A 14096-nucleotide genomic window follows, 5' to 3' on the forward strand; every position below is an offset into this window, starting at 1 on the left:
TATAGATATTAAACTAATAAATAATGCAAATTTAGCACAATGAGATAAATTTAAAATTAAATCTAAGTGGTGTATTTTTTGATTGTTTATTGTATGAAAAACAGCAAGCACAATTTTCAAATATAAAAATATAAGTTTTTTATATCTGAAATTTATGCTTGCTATTTGTTTTTGTGATTATTCTATTTTTTTAAATCCATTTCCTAAAGCTTCATGTATATCTGTAATTATTATAAATGCATTAGGATCGACACTTTTCACTAATTTTTTTAGTTCAACAACTTCTTTTTTCTCAACTACAACCAAAAGTACATTTTTATTTTCTCCAGTATAAGCACCTTCGCCTTTTAGAATAGTTGCGCCTCTATCTAAATCTTCCATTATTCTTTTACTTATGTCTGATGAAAGGTCAGATATAATAGTAAATGATTTTGAATAATTAAATCCTTCAATAAGTAAGTCACTAATTTTTACTAAAATGTATAGTGCTACAGTTGAATAAAGTGCAATCTCAACTTGTCTATTTACTATTCCCGATAGTACTACTACAACACAGTCGACAATACCCATCAAAACAGGGATACTAAGTGTAGGAAAATATTTATTTAATAGGAGTGCCATCAAATCGGTTCCACCTGTAGAGCCATTTATTCTAAAAATAAGGCCTTGACCAACTCCCATTAAAATAGAACCAGATATAATTGCAAGATACATATCATTTGTAATATCTAGTGTAGTCATATTTGCAGTAACTTTAAGTGCTATAGTAAGAAAAATTATACCTAAGACTGTTTTAAAGCAATCTTTCTTTGAAAGTATTCTGTAAGCAAATATGAATAGAGGTATATTTAAAAGTAAATTGACAATCCAAAGTTGTACACCAAATAATGAATTTAAAACAACTCCAAGACCTGTTATACCACCAGCAGCAATTGCATGTGGATTAAAAAACATGTTAAGAGAAATTGCCATTAATATACAGCCTACAATTAATATTAAAATTTCTGAAAAAGTTATTCTATCTTTTTTCAATAACATCACTCCTTATATATAGATTATAATATATATCATATAGTTTTTCCAATTTTTAATAAAAAAAATAAAAACATATTATAAAAATAATTTGATTGGAATTTTCTGAAAATTAATGCTATAATTAAAAATAAATTTAAGGGAGGTTATAAAATGGCTAAACTGACTTTAGAACATATAGAAGGAAATACATATTATATCCCACTTCCTACAATAGTAGGTGTATATGTAGATGGAAATAATGCAATTTTAATTGACAGTGGAAATAACAAAGATACAGCCAGACAAGTTCTTAGACTATTAGAGGAGCATAATTTAAATCCTAAACTAATAATAAACACTCATTCAAATGCAGACCACATAGGAGGGAATGCATATTTGAAAAATCAAACAAAATGCAAGATTGCTACAACTAAAATAGAAGGATACTTTACAGAAAATCCAATATTAGAATCAGCATTTTTGTATGGAGGGTATCCAAGTAAAGCATTAAAAAATAAATTTTTATTAGCAAAAGAGAGTGAAGTTGATTATATTATACCTTCAAATGGGAAAATTTTAGATACAGAACTTGAAGCGATTTCTCTTCCTGGTCATTATTTTGAAATGATTGGTGTTAGAACTCCAGATAATGTTTTGTTTGTTGCAGATAGCCTTACACCAGAAAATATAATTAGTAAATATCATTTCTTTTTTTTATTGGATATAGATTTACAATTTAAAACGTTAGAAAAAATGAAAACTCTTGATGCAGATTTTTTTGTTCCAAGTCACTCTGTCAAGACTACAAGTATACAAGATTTAATTGATGTCAATAAAGAAAAGATGGAAGAGATAATATCTAATATTAAAAAGGTTTGTTGTGAACCAATTATGATTGATGAAGTCATTGAAAAAATGTGTGATGTGTACAACGTTAAATTAGATGCTAATCAATACGTTCTAGTTGGTAGTACAATACGTTCTTATATAACATATTTATATGAACACAATATGGTTGAATATGTATTTGATGGTGGCAAGATGATGATAAAGGCTGTATAAATACTGAAAAATATCAAACTATGCAATAAAAATATTTTAATACAAGTATCTTCGAAAAAAAGAGATAAAAATAAAATTTGCCATCAAATTGCCACAACAAATACTTGGTCAAAGTATTGCTGGATTTCTTTTCTTATTTGGATTGCTAGGAGTACCAGCTCTAGATAACCGCTTTGCTTGGTCTAGTATTCCACTTATTTTGACAATAATATCAGATGTACTTATTTTAATTGGATTTATAATTGTATTCTTTGTTTTTCGATACAATTCCTTTACATCAAAAGTTATAACTGTTATGAGTAATCAAAAAGTGATTACTGATGGACCATATTCAGTTGTGCGACATCCTATGTATCTAGGTGCTATATTAATTATACTTTTTACACCTCTAGCACTGAATTCATGGTGGGGAATGATTGCTGCAATTACTTTATGCATAATAATTGTGTTTCGGATATTAGATGAAGAGAAGTTACTTAGTGCTGAACTTGATGGATATAAGGAATATTGTCAAAAAACGAAATATCGTATTATACCTTATATTTGGTAAAGTGTAAATTTCTAGTTTATTAATCAGATGAAATAACCTTGGTAAAAAGTCGAATATTTTAAGCTGTATTTCTATTTATTACTTACTTGACTATTAATTAATAAATAGAAATACAGCTTTTTTATATTAAATAATTTTAAGAGAATAGCTATTTAATTATAAAATTATGCTATAATTTGTAAATAAAGAGGTAAATTTATAAAAATTAAAAAAATAATTAATTATAAGAAGGGGGAAATAGTAGGGATTATGAATAAAAAGTTCAAAAAATTCAGTAAAAAAATAGGTATATCAACTTTGGCTTTGACTCTATTTCTTTTTAATAGTTTAATGTAGATAATATATAACCAAGTAAAAACAACAAATAAATCTAAATTATGAGAGGTGTATTTATGGAAAATAAGAATCTTAAACTTACAATATGTATATTTGCTTTTGTAATTGGAATAATAGTGTTATTTTGCTGTATAGGTCTTGGGCAATTTAGTGTAGAACGTATTATGCAACAAAATGGTGGAACGATGGATACCAACCAATATAATATATATTTAGAACAATCTATTTCACAATATAGAAATTTTGGTTCTATATTGGCTTTATTAGGAGGAATAGGAATACTGTTTGATAAAAGTGCTAGAAAATACTAAAAGAGTACATTTTTATTTAGGATGTGATGAATGATATGGCAAGAGATGTATTTAGTGTAAAGATGACACCACTAGAAGCTCAAAAGATTATAAAAGAAAATTTTGATGCAGATTTAGTTTCTGTTGATATTTATAACTTGGAAAATGATAAGTCTATAATAGTTACAATATTTGAAAAATATTATGCAAGAAGTAATAGTGATGCAGGTTTGGTAGTGATTTGTGAAAATACTACAGGAAAAACACTTGTTAAAATCACCTCAACTGGTAGTGCAATTGGGCTACTTCAGATTGATTGGGGAACAGGTGGTAATTTGATTAAAAGAGTAAAAAAAATACTTATTGATTATATTATTTAATTGTTTTATGTAGATATTCTTAGGTTGGTATAGAATTTGTATCAACCTATTAATTAATAAAATTAAATAAACATAGAAAGCACTTATTTTTACAGTAGGTGCTTTTTATTGAAAAAATATAAAATAAAAAGTAATATATAGGAAAAATATGTAAGAATTATATGTTATAATAATTTTAGCAAGAAGATGTAATCTACAATTTATAGAGTGGAGTTCATACTGGGATAAAACCTACTTCCTAATGAAAGGAGGTGGGAAGTATGAATAACTTTTTACTTAATGTAATAGCTGGCGTTATTGCTAGTTTAATATTTTGCTTAATTTGTAAAGTATTTATAAAAGTAAAAAGCCACTCAACTCGTGGCAAGAGTAAAAGTGGCTGGGAACTTGATTTTAAAATAAAGTTCCGCAAATTTAAATAATTTATATTTTTTAAAATTATGAACTTCACTCTACCGCTAAATAGATTGTAGTTCTTCTTGTTTTTATTATACCACAATATTTTATAAATAAAACGTTGTTTATATAAAATATTGTTTATAGTCAATAAAAATATGAAATTTTTATAACAAATAATAAAAACTTTATTATAGAACTATTAATTTATAAGGTATCTATAAATGAGTAGGTATTTTTTTGCTTGAATTTCGTTGCTTATATAAAATATTTGAAATGATAGCATATTCCCGTTTTGGGAACATGGTCAAAACTCAAATTACATTACTAGTATTATATTAACTAAGTGATATGTAAAGAAATGTACTCTTAATTCAATTTATAAGTAACTAGGGATTTTATATTAAGTAAATTCAACTGTAACCAACTTGACTACAGTTGTAAATTTATGTTTTACATTAACAATGTAGATAAAAACTAAATAAAAAAGGAAGCACTTACTTTTATGGTAGGTGCTTTTGTTATGTAATAAAATAGAGGTGATTGAATGAATAAAGACATAGAACTTACAGAAAAGGATTTGTGTTGTATTGCTAGAGATATTTAACTAAAATAAAGGTAAACCCATATTTTATGTTGAAATATATTATAAAATAAAAAAATATGGAGGATTTAGAGAATGAAAAGATATTTTTTATTAGTAATATTATGTTTACTAAGTATGGGAGTAGCTGCATGTTCCTCAAATGATGATAATGAAGACTACGATGATGTACCTAAGATAGAAAAAAAGTCTAACCCAAATGAAATAGATGGAATTAGAATTACAGTTAAAGGTGTTTCAAAAGAAGAAATGAAAGGCGATTATGATAAAGATGGAACTCCTAATAAAAATGGCGAGTATTTCGGTGTAGGGTCAGATGCAAAAAAGGCTGCTGATTATGAATATAAGGTTGTAAATGTAACTGTAGAAAATACAACCGATAAACCTGTAAAACTGTTTGAAGCTGGATGGAATGCAGATGGTACAGATTGGGATAAAAAAATTAAAGATATAAAAGTGACTGATAAGTTAGATAATAAAGAAGTTCCAGCACATGATAAATTTGATGCACAAGTTAAAATATTAACTGAAAAGAAGATGAATGTTAAAGAAGTTGTATTAAAATACAATCTAACAAATTATACGAATTTAGAAGAAGCAATAAATTATGGAGATAATGGAGCATCTGAAGAAGATTCAAAAAAGAGATATCCTGAACTTTACAAAGAAAACTGGATAGAGTTAGGGAAAATAAAATTTGAATAAAGATTTAATGTGGACTTAAAACAAAAATGAGGCACTTACTTAAATGGTAGGTGCTTTTTTATTGAAAGGAGGTGATTATGATGTAAAAATTTTACTTATATAGTATAATAATCCTATAAAATATTATATGGGGGATATTGTACTATGAATGATACATTAGAATATATATTTTGTAGTGAATGTGGCACGAAATGTCTGAAAGAAAGTAAATTTTGCAGTCAATGTGGAACAAAAATATTTGATATAAAGATTGCAGATGAAAGCATCATCGAAGAAAAAGAATATGATTTAAAAGGTATTGATTTACAACATGTAATGCGAGAAACAAGTTTTATAAAAGCATCTTCTATTAGAAGGTTGAAGGAATTAACTGGAATAAATTTGGAAGATTGTAGAAAAATATTAGAAGAGCCATATCAAAAATATTATGCTGAAAATTCTGAGATGCTTGAAGAAAAAAGAAAAAAAGAAGATGATATGTCAAAAATTAGAAGAGCCAAAGAGGAAAAAATAGAAAAAGAAAAAATAGCTCGTTGCCCTAAGTGTGGTTCAACATCTCTATCAGCACATAAAAAAGGTTTTGGCATAGGGAAAGCAGTAGTAGGAGCGAGTCTAACTGGTGGAATAGGTTTAGTAGCTGGAAATTTAGGAGCAAAGAAAGTTAGAGTTACATGTTTGAGCTGTGGTAAACAGTTTTGGGCATAAATAATAAACACTTACTAATGTAGGTGTTTTTTTATATGGAAATTTATGAAAGGAGAATGAGGAAATGGCAACGATACAAACATCCATTAGAATTTTTGACGGAATGACTCCTGCATTTCGTAATATGACTAATGCTATTAACACTACAATTAACAGTTTTGATAGGTTGCAACAAAGGTTGCATAATCCACTTAACACAGGTGGGATACAAGCTTCTCAACAAAGTTTAAACAATATTGAAAGTATTTTAACGAGGATAGAACAAAATATAGGAAAAGCTGATGAGCAACAGAGAAGATTTAACGAAGATATTGACAAGGGGGCAAACTCTACAAATAATTTACTTGGAAGTGTTAAGAAACTAGCAGGAGCTTATATGGGATTAAAGACGATAGGAGGATTAGGTAGTTTAAGCGACCAGATGACCAGTACGAATGCACGACTAGCAATGATAAACGATGGACAATTATCTGATGGAGGACTAAATAAAATGATTTTTCAGTCCGCTGAAAGGTCTCGTGCATCTTACTTAGATACTGCACAAATAGTATCACGAATCGGAATGAATGCAGGGAGTGTATTTAGTAGTACTAGAGAAATAGTAAGTTTCGCAGAGCAATTGAATAAAAAATTTGTAATTGCAGGAGCAAGCACACAAGAAATGAATTCAGCATTACTACAATTAACACAAGGGTTAGGAAGTGGTGTGCTAAGAGGTGAGGAACTGAATGCAGTGTTTGAGTCAGCACCTAACATCATCAAAAGCATTGCGGATTATCTCGATGTCGACATAGGAAAAATAAGAGGAATGGCATCAGAAGGAATGTTAACAGCAGACATTGTGAAAAACTCATTACTTGCAGCAGCAGCAGAAACAAATGCTCAATTTGAAAAAATGCCACTTACAATAGGTCAAATCTTTACATCAATTAAGAATAACGCAGTAATGATATTTGGAGCGATACAAAAAAAGATTGAGGATACTGTTTCCAGCGGAGGATTCCGAACCTTCATAGTTAATATTACAGATTCATTATATATTCTTGGAAATGTTGGATATAGTGTTTTTAATGGAATAATTGATTTATTGAGTAGTCCAGCATTTAGTGGATTTTTTAATCTGATGATTGTTGGAGTTAGTCTAGTAGCTCAAGGGTTAGGATGGCTATTAACAACTATAGGAAGTGTCATTAATTTTATTGCACATGGATGGAGCATAATACAGCCTTTATTAATCACTAGTATTGTATTGTGGGGGTTATACAAAGCTGCTATTTTAGCAGGTGTTGCAATTACTGCTATTCAAGTTAGTTGGACAGCTCTGCAAGCATTTTGGACTAATTTATTAAATGGTTCATTATTAACAAATATAATGATGAATATAGCAGCAAAAATATCTACAGATGCTTTAAGTGGTTCTATGTTACTTCTAATTACTACTATAGTAATGGTTGTAGCTACAATAGCTCTAGTAATAGCAGCAGTTTTCGTAGGAGTAGCAATATTTAATCATTTTGCGGGGACAAGTGTATCTGCGATAGGTGTTGTCGCAGGTGCAATATCAGTTGCGGCAGCTTTCATAGGAAATTTATTTATTGCAACAGGGAACTTAATTATAGATATTGTAGCTTTAATTTATAATAGTTTAGCAAACTTTGCAGAGTTCTTTGCTAACTTTTTAGACAACCCGATTGGCTCTGTCATAAGGGCGGTATCTAGAATGGCTGATGCGGTATTAGGTATATTAAGAAGCATAGCATCTGCAATAGATACCATATTTGGCTCAAATCTAGCAAATGCAGTGAGTGGTTGGCAAGATAAATTACAAGGGTGGACAGATAAAGTCGCAGGGGAAGCTAAAATAAAAGTTGAAAGAATGGACCCTAATAAACTGCATTTTGACAGATTTAATTATGGAAAGGCTTGGGATGCAGGATATAAGTGGGGCGATAAACTAGAAACTAACATAAAAAATAAATTTGATATCAGTAAAATAGCAGAAGATGCAAAGAAAAAATTAGGATTAGACGACCTTTGGGATAAAAAATACGGACTTGGTGATGGAATAGGCTCAGCAGGACTTAATTCTCCACTTAATGATGCAGCCAAAGGAGCAAAGGACACGGCAGGAAATACTGCAAAGATGGCAAAAACAATGGATAAAAGTCAAGAAGACTTAAAATATCTTAGAGATATTGCGGAACAAGAGACTATCAACAGATTTACAGGAGTAAACATTAAAATAGACATGAACAATACAAACAATATAAGTAAAGATACTGACTTAGATGGAATAGTTAATGTACTAACTGAAAAATTAAATGACGCAATGGTTGTATCGGCAGAAGGAGTAGTTTAGAAAGGAGAGTGAAAAAATGGCTTATGATTTTTACTTGGATGGAGTACAATTACCAATCACACCTGGCAAATTAGAAATAAAAACAACAAATAAAAATAAAACTGTAGACCTTATAAATGATGGAGAAGTAAACATATTAAAGACTCCTGGTCTATCTGAAATAAGTTTTGAAGCAGAGTTTACACATAATAAACTACCATTCTATCGAGGTACTTTTAAAGATGTTCAATTCTTTTTAAGTAAACTAGAACTACTAAAGACAGATTGTAAGCCATTTCAATTCATTGTATCTCGACAACTTGGGAATAAAGTACTATTTAATACAAATAGAAAAGTATCACTTGAGGAATATAACATAGTAGAAGATGCAGAAAATGGTTCAGATTTTAAGGTTGCAATAAAGTTAAAACAATATAGAGATTATTCAACTAAAAAATTAGTTCCTGCTGCACCTAAAAACGAGACTGGGAGACCTAATGTAAAAATAGAACCTAAGAGGGTCGATTCTGTTAATGCACCAAACACCAAGACTTATACAGTAAAAAGTGGTGATTCTCTTTGGGCAATTTGTCAAAAGCAATTAGGAAATGGTTCGTTATATAAGAAAGTATATGAACTAAATAAAAATATGATGGATAAAGCTAACAAGGGTAAAAGAGTACCTAAATACACCATCTATAAAGGGCAGGTGTTAAAACTTGGCTGATGATTTAGTTTTGGCAAATGATAGGGATGTAAGATTAGTCATAGCACATTGGGAAGATTTCTATGAGCCAGTTGTCCTTGATAACATTACATGGGAGATAGAAAGACGAGGCACACCAAGTAAATTAGAATTTACAATAGTTATGGATGATATACTACAATTCTGTGAAGGTAACTCTGTAAGGTTGTATTATAAGGGAATAGGCATATTTTATGGATATATATTTCAGAAGAAAAGAGATAAAGAAAATCACATTAAAATTGTTGCTTACGACCAGTTGAGATATTTTAAGAATAAAGATACTTATGTTTTTAAAAATTATACAGCAAGTGAAATAATAAAAATGTTAGCTGACGATTTTAAACTAAAGTGTAAATCTATAGAAGATACTAAGTATAAAATATCTAGGATAGAAGAAAATAAAACACTTTTTGACATGGTGCTAACAGCTTTAGATGATACTCTGAGAGAGAAAAAAGAAATGTATACACTCTATGATGATTTTGGTCGGCTAGTATTAAAGAATGTAGCTTCTATGAAATTAGATGTAGTTATGAATAATGATGTGATTGAGGATTTTGACTATAATTCTTCGATTGATAGTGATACTTATACTCAAGTAAAATTATTAAAAGAGGATGAAAACACAAGTCAAAGGATTTCTACTACAGTAAAAGATTCAGTTCATATAAGAAGTTGGGGAGTTCTACAACTATTTGATACAGTAGATAGTAACGTGACAAAAGCAGAAATGGACAAAAAAGCAGAAATGCTCTTAAAATTATATAATAAGAAAACTAAGTCATTAAGTTTAAAAAATGCAATTGGAGACATCAGAGTAAGAGCAGGTTGTTTAATACCTGTTTTTTTAGATTTAGGAGATATTAAGTTACAAAATTATATGTTAGTTGAGAAAGTAAAACATACATTTGAAAATAACAGTCATTTTATGGACCTAACTTTGGTGGATGGAGACGAATTTGCTTCATATTCTTCAAGTTCCTATTCAAGTGGAAATAGTAATAATAAAGATGAAAAGAAAAATGGTCCTGCACAAAGTACTACAAAAACAAATACAGGTAAAAAAGTTCCTGCTATATTTACTGCATATTATCCAGGAAACAATGCAATGGAAGGCGGAAAAATAGATTGTAACGGAAAGCCACTTGATGTAAAATCAAGAACTGTTGCAGGTCCAATGAACCGAGAAGGAGTTAAGAAAACTTGGTATACTGATGACTTTTTAAAGAAACATCCAGTTTTTGAGTATGGAGATAAAGTAAAAATTATACTTCCTGGTACTGCCTATGACAACAAAGTATATACAGTTAAAGATAATGGAGGAAGAATATATGTTGAAACAAACGGAATATATCATATAGATATACTATTAGCTAATGCCAGTGAATGTAAAAAATTTGGTAGAAAGAATGGCTATATAATTATAGGTGGAGATGAAGAACAAACATATCAAGTTGAAGGTAATAACCAAAATAGTAATGCAAATAATTCTAAAGCAGATAAACTAGTTAGTATAGCTAAAAGTAAACTGGGTTGTAATTATGTGTATGGAGCAGAAGGTCCTAATACATTTGACTGTAGTGGGCTTACACAGTGGTGCTATAAAAAGATAGGTATAAACATTCCTCGTACTGCTTCCGCACAAAGTAAAGCAGGAAAAGCTGTAGATTTAAAAGATAGAAGCAAGTGGAAAGCAGGAGATTTATTGTGCAGAATTGGTGGAGGAAGTAGTAATCATGTTGTAATGTATATTGGAAACAATCAAATAATTCATTCACCACAAACAGGAGATGTGGTAAAAATAGAGTCTGTTAATTCATATAGAAAAGGAAAAGCGTACACACATGTGAGAAGATTTATATAAGTGAGGTTAAATATGAGCCAAGAATTATTACAAATAATTAAGAAAGCAGCGATGGATGCAGTAGAAACAAGTAATCCAATGCAAATTGCATTTGGAACTATAGAAAGTGTTAATCCTTTAGTAGTTAAGATAGAGCAAAAAGCCTCTTTTGAAGAATCTTTTCTAATACAAACAGATACATTTAAAAGATATACAGACAAAAAGGTAGGAGACAAATTGGTTTTAATTCGTATGCAAGGAGGGCAGCAATATTTGATTTTAGATAGGATGTGATAAAGTGTTACCAACAGATAACATTGACTATGATATTGAAGATGTATCAATTATAAATTTTATTGTTCCTTTAAATCCAAGTAAGACATTTAAACTTCATATAGAAAAAAACAGAGTAGATGGTATTTGTGATGATGTGGAAGCATTAAAACAGACCATCTTTTTAATTTTAAATACTGAAAGGTATGAGCACCTTATTTATTCTCGGAATTATGGAGTCGAGTTGAACGACCTTATTGGAGAGCCTATAACTTTTGTAATACCAGAGTTAGAGAGAAGGATAACAGAAGCACTAATTCAAGATGATAGGATTGAAAATGTAGATAATTTTGAGTTTCAAAATATAAAAGGAAAAATACATTGTAAGTTTATAGTTCATACAAAATATGGAAATATTAAAGCAGAGAAGGTGGTGAGTGTATAATTGTTTGAGTTAATGACTTTTGAAAATATAATTAAAAGAATGTTAGATAGTGTACCAGATACATTTGATAAAAGAGAAGGTTCTATAATATATAATGCTCTTGCTCCTGTTGCTGTCGAGTTATCAGAAACTTACATTGCAATGGATGAATTACTAGACCAAACCTTTGTTGATACTGCTAGTTATTATTATTTAGAGAAAAGATGCAAAGAACGAGGAATCACGCCACTATCTGCTACTAATACAATTGCAAAAGGCGTTTTTAACATAGATATTCCTCTTGATTCACGATTTAATTTAGGTGAGTATAACTATGTAGCAATTGAGAGAATATCTGAAGATATATACAAGATGAAATGTGAGACTGCTGGACCTATATTTGAGTTAGGGCAACTAATACCTATCGAATATATAGATGGTCTTGAAACAGCTGAGTTAACTGAAATATTGATAAATGGAGAAGATGAAGAATCTGAGGACAGTTTAAGGCAAAGATACTATGATAGTTTAAATTCACAAAGTTTCGGTGGTAATATTCAAAATTACAAAGATGAAGTTAATAAATTGCCTGATGTTGGAGGAGTTAAAGTTTATCCTGTGTGGAATGGTGGAGGTACTGTTAAGCTAGTAATAATTAATTCTAATTTCAAAGTACCAAGCACTGACTTAGTTAATTTAGTTCAAGAAGAAATTGACCCAATCGGACATCAAGGAGAAGGTCTTGGGTTAGCACCAATAGGACATAAAGTTACTGTTGAAGGAGTTACAAGTACAACTATAAATATATCAGCAGAAATAACATATAAGAGTAACTACACTTGGGAGAATATAAAGACTATAGCAGAAGAAGCAATAGACGACTATTTAAATGAACTTAACATGAGTTGGGAAGATGAAGAAAACTTAATAGTCCGTATATCTCAAATTGAAACTAGATTACTTAGTATTGATGGAGTGTTAGATATTACAAACACAATGATAAATGATGTTAAATCTAATCTAACAATAGATAGTAACAGCATAGTAATAAGAGGTGAGGTAGTTGGATAAAGAGATTAATCTAATAAATTACTTACCACAAGTTTTGCAGGATAAAGAAGAATATATAAAAGTATTTAATGCAGAAAACAAAGAAATAAAAACATTACATGATAAATTAAAAGAACTATCAAATGACCAGTTTTTAGAGGATTTAACTCCAAGTGGTATAAAAAGATGGGAAAAGATAATGTCTATAATTCCTAAAAGTAATGAGAGTTTAGAAGATAGAAGATTTAGGATTTTTAGTAAATATATAAGTAAATTACCTTATTCAGAGAGATTTCTTAGGAACTGGTTAGATAGTATAGTTGGAGAAGGTAATTATGAATTAACTATTAATAATGCTACTTATAACATACACCTTGAGAGTGATGTTAGAAATCAAGATTGGTTTGAGGAAGTTCATTCTTTTGTAAGTAATATTAAGCCATGTAATATGACTTTAGATTATACTAGGGTGCTAGTTAGCAAAGATAATGGCATGTATTTTGGTGCAACAACAGTCACAGGGCATGAGATTACAATTTACCCTTGGTCACCTAGTGATATTGAAACACAAGGAGAGATTAATATACTTAGTGGTAATGGATTTGGATACCAAGAGATTACAATTTATTAGATAGGAGGTGGTAGTTTGGCTACAGATAAAAGTTACTACACAATATTAACAGATATAGGAAAAGCAAAGATTGCAAATGCAAGTTTAGCAGGAGAAAAAGTTGACTTTGCTAAGATTCAACTTGGAGATGGTGGAGGAAATGAGTATAATCCTACAGAGGAACAAACAGTATTAAAAAATGTAGTTTGGGAAGGTAAAGTAGGGAATGTCAAGACTGATGAAAGCATGACAAATTGCTTAATTTTAGAAAGTTTAGTACCTGCTAGTGCTGGTGGATTTGTAGTTAGAGAGATAGGTTATTTAGATACCGAAGGTAATTTACTAGCTATATCAAAGTATAGGTCAGCATATAAACCTAAAGTGGAAGATGGAGCAGTAATTGACATGAAAGTAAAAACTATCTTTGTTGTATCTAATGTAAATAACATAGAACTCAAGATAGACCCAACTATAATCTTTGCTACATTAAAAGATTTACAGGACCTAGACACTAAAATAGATACAACTAAAACAGAGTTAAACACTAGAATTGACACAGAAAATGAGAAACAAAATATTAAAATTGACCAATTAATCGCAGGTGGCTCTAATGTTGCATACACTCAAAGGGTCGCAATTGATGATTGGGTGGATGATGCAGAAAGCGGATTCAAGGCAACTGTAACACATAGTTTGTTAACACAGAGAATAGTTGTAAATATTATAGATGCTACTACAAAAGAAAATGTAGTTACAAACTTTAAAATT

At 29.8% G+C, this 14096-nt stretch carries 16 protein-coding genes; 15 read left to right on the top strand and 1 reads right to left on the bottom strand.

The genetic code is table 11. The features are described 5' to 3' along the window. Positions 1–177: 177 nt before the first annotated feature. Entirely contained in the window at positions 178–1038 is an 861-nt protein-coding gene (locus tag KGF36_RS19005) for a YitT family protein (RefSeq protein ID WP_227828539.1), read from the bottom strand. Positions 1039–1185: 147 nt separating this feature from the next. On the opposite strand from KGF36_RS19005, the gene KGF36_RS19010 reads away from it, so the two are divergent. The 15 genes from KGF36_RS19010 to KGF36_RS19080 all read left to right on the top strand — a co-directional run. Next, a complete protein-coding gene (locus tag KGF36_RS19010) occupies positions 1186–2076 on the top strand; it encodes an MBL fold metallo-hydrolase (RefSeq protein ID WP_227828540.1) in 891 nt (296 codons plus the stop codon). An 88-nt stretch (positions 2077–2164) separates the two neighbouring features. Then, positions 2165–2626: a methyltransferase family protein gene (locus tag KGF36_RS19015; protein ID WP_227828541.1), complete on the top strand. Its 462-nt coding sequence runs from the start codon at positions 2165–2167 to the stop codon at positions 2624–2626. A gap of 392 nt (positions 2627–3018) precedes the next feature. Then, positions 3019–3273, top strand: coding sequence for a hypothetical protein (locus KGF36_RS19020; protein WP_227828542.1), 255 nt, complete (start codon positions 3019–3021; stop codon positions 3271–3273). A gap of 35 nt (positions 3274–3308) precedes the next feature. After that, complete coding sequence (locus KGF36_RS19025) at positions 3309–3632, top strand: DUF6054 family protein (protein ID WP_227828543.1); 324 nt, start codon at positions 3309–3311, stop codon at positions 3630–3632. Positions 3633–3892: 260 nt separating this feature from the next. Continuing rightward, positions 3893–4054, top strand: a complete 162-nt coding sequence (locus KGF36_RS19030) for a type I toxin-antitoxin system toxin (protein ID WP_227828544.1) — start codon at positions 3893–3895, stop codon at positions 4052–4054. A 653-nt stretch (positions 4055–4707) separates the two neighbouring features. Then, positions 4708–5337: a hypothetical protein gene (locus KGF36_RS19035; RefSeq protein WP_227828545.1), complete on the top strand. Its 630-nt coding sequence runs from the start codon at positions 4708–4710 to the stop codon at positions 5335–5337. A 144-nt stretch (positions 5338–5481) separates the two neighbouring features. Then, positions 5482–6042, top strand: a complete 561-nt coding sequence (locus KGF36_RS19040) for a zinc-ribbon domain-containing protein (protein ID WP_227828546.1) — start codon at positions 5482–5484, stop codon at positions 6040–6042. A gap of 64 nt (positions 6043–6106) precedes the next feature. Further along, positions 6107–8401 carry a tape measure protein gene (locus KGF36_RS19045; protein ID WP_227828547.1) on the top strand — a complete coding sequence of 765 codons (2295 nt, stop codon included), beginning with the start codon at positions 6107–6109 and terminating at the stop codon, positions 8399–8401. Between the two features lie 16 nt (positions 8402–8417). Further along, positions 8418–9107 (top strand): LysM peptidoglycan-binding domain-containing protein, encoded by a 690-nt coding sequence (locus tag KGF36_RS19050; RefSeq protein ID WP_227828548.1) that lies wholly within the window; start codon positions 8418–8420, stop codon positions 9105–9107. Further along, positions 9100–10992 (top strand): NlpC/P60 family protein, encoded by a 1893-nt coding sequence (locus KGF36_RS19055; RefSeq protein ID WP_227828549.1) that lies wholly within the window; start codon positions 9100–9102, stop codon positions 10990–10992. The genes KGF36_RS19050 and KGF36_RS19055 overlap by 8 nt, the downstream gene beginning before the upstream one ends. A gap of 12 nt (positions 10993–11004) precedes the next feature. Beyond that, a complete protein-coding gene (locus tag KGF36_RS19060; protein ID WP_227828550.1) occupies positions 11005–11265 on the top strand; it encodes a DUF2577 domain-containing protein in 261 nt (86 codons plus the stop codon). Between the two features lie 4 nt (positions 11266–11269). Continuing rightward, positions 11270–11689, top strand: a complete 420-nt coding sequence (locus tag KGF36_RS19065; protein ID WP_227828551.1) for a DUF2634 domain-containing protein — start codon at positions 11270–11272, stop codon at positions 11687–11689. Then, positions 11690–12739 (top strand): baseplate J/gp47 family protein, encoded by a 1050-nt coding sequence (locus KGF36_RS19070; RefSeq protein WP_227828552.1) that lies wholly within the window; start codon positions 11690–11692, stop codon positions 12737–12739. Next, complete coding sequence (locus KGF36_RS19075; RefSeq protein WP_227828553.1) at positions 12732–13349, top strand: YmfQ family protein; 618 nt, start codon at positions 12732–12734, stop codon at positions 13347–13349. Before KGF36_RS19070 ends, KGF36_RS19075 begins: the two co-directional genes overlap by 8 nt. A 15-nt stretch (positions 13350–13364) precedes the next feature. Beyond that, a partial coding sequence (locus tag KGF36_RS19080; protein ID WP_227854966.1) for a phage tail protein occupies positions 13365–14096 on the top strand: 732 nt, incomplete at its 3' end.

Source organism: Clostridioides sp. ZZV14-6009 (assembly GCF_020658095.1).
In the GTDB taxonomy this organism is placed as follows: domain Bacteria; phylum Bacillota; class Clostridia; order Peptostreptococcales; family Peptostreptococcaceae; genus Clostridioides.

Bases quoted from the DNA above. Each gene is read 5' to 3' on its own strand.
- KGF36_RS19005 (WP_227828539.1), bottom strand. From the start codon at position 1,038: ATGTTATTGAAAAAAGATAGAATAACTTTTTCAGAAATTTTAATATTA.
- KGF36_RS19010 (WP_227828540.1), top strand. From the start codon at position 1,186: ATGGCTAAACTGACTTTAGAACATATAGAAGGAAATACATATTATATC.
- KGF36_RS19025 (WP_227828543.1), top strand. From the start codon at position 3,309: ATGGCAAGAGATGTATTTAGTGTAAAGATGACACCACTAGAAGCTCAA.
- KGF36_RS19030 (WP_227828544.1), top strand. From the start codon at position 3,893: ATGAATAACTTTTTACTTAATGTAATAGCTGGCGTTATTGCTAGTTTA.
- KGF36_RS19045 (WP_227828547.1), top strand. From the start codon at position 6,107: ATGGCAACGATACAAACATCCATTAGAATTTTTGACGGAATGACTCCT.
- KGF36_RS19035 (WP_227828545.1), top strand. From the start codon at position 4,708: ATGAAAAGATATTTTTTATTAGTAATATTATGTTTACTAAGTATGGGA.
- KGF36_RS19060 (WP_227828550.1), top strand. From the start codon at position 11,005: ATGAGCCAAGAATTATTACAAATAATTAAGAAAGCAGCGATGGATGCA.
- KGF36_RS19050 (WP_227828548.1), top strand. From the start codon at position 8,418: ATGGCTTATGATTTTTACTTGGATGGAGTACAATTACCAATCACACCT.
- KGF36_RS19020 (WP_227828542.1), top strand. From the start codon at position 3,019: ATGGAAAATAAGAATCTTAAACTTACAATATGTATATTTGCTTTTGTA.
- KGF36_RS19040 (WP_227828546.1), top strand. From the start codon at position 5,482: ATGAATGATACATTAGAATATATATTTTGTAGTGAATGTGGCACGAAA.